The sequence below is a fragment of the Mycobacterium sp. KBS0706 genome, from assembly GCF_005938675.2.
Classification (GTDB): Bacteria; Pseudomonadota; Alphaproteobacteria; order DSM-16000; family Inquilinaceae; genus Inquilinus.
Genome location: NZ_VCCH02000309.1, coordinates 1 through 817 on the forward strand (window position 1 = coordinate 1; position 817 = coordinate 817).

The 817-nt window shown below is 69.5% G+C and carries 1 protein-coding gene; it reads right to left on the bottom strand.

What is annotated here, in order from left to right; genetic code table 11:
• The coding region (locus FFK22_RS41990; protein WP_186002984.1) for a site-specific integrase at positions 1-547 on the bottom strand (547 nt) is incomplete at its 3' end.
• Positions 548-817 lie beyond the last annotated feature (270 nt).

The following is an 817-nucleotide window of genomic DNA, read 5'->3' on the forward strand; positions in this document are numbered from 1 at the left end:
TGGCGAAGACGCGGCGCAACTGATCCGTTCGCAAGGCGCGCGGCAGCCGCTCGGGCTCGGAGACGCTCAGCACATTGGCGGCGACGACGCCGGGACGCAGCTCGAGGTGGCCCAGCATGGATTGGCGGCGCTGGCTGATCCTCACGTCGACGAAGTGGAACGGCAGGGCATCGATCCACCCACGGTCATGGGCCCAGCTGTAGAAGCGGCAGACGGTGCGCACTCGGTCGTTGATGGTCGAGCGCGCATAGGGCCGCTTGGTGTGCGGGCTCGGGCGCGCCAGCATCCGGTTGCGCCAAGCCGCGATCTCCGGCTCGCCGACGTCCCGCCACCCGATACCGGACTGTTCGAGGCTGTCGAGCCAGTCGTGGAGATGCTCGCCATAGGTGCGGATCGTCTCGACGGCATGCGAGCGGCCCGGGACGGTCGCCAGCTCGAACAGGAAGGCGAAGGCCGGCTCGACGATCGCCATCGCCTCGTCGACGATGATGGGGAGACCCGCCGGGATCTCGCCATATCCCGGCACGGCTCTCACGATGCGGGCCATCTGTCCTCCGTGGCGCGCTCCCCGCGCGGTGATCCAGGGCAGACAGTCCCCTTGGCAGCACAGCCCCTCGGCCAAAGAGGACGGATTCGCTTTCGTGACTTCGGGCGGAAACGGGTTTGCGCCGCATACCCCCCGCCCCGGACCCCACCCCCCGGGCTTGCCCAGGTGGGCAAACAGGCACCTCCCACGCGCGCCGCTCCGTCGCTCGTGGGGGCACTGCGCGTCGCGCGCGGGTCCCTCCTGTTCGCTACCTGGACAAGCCCAGTATGG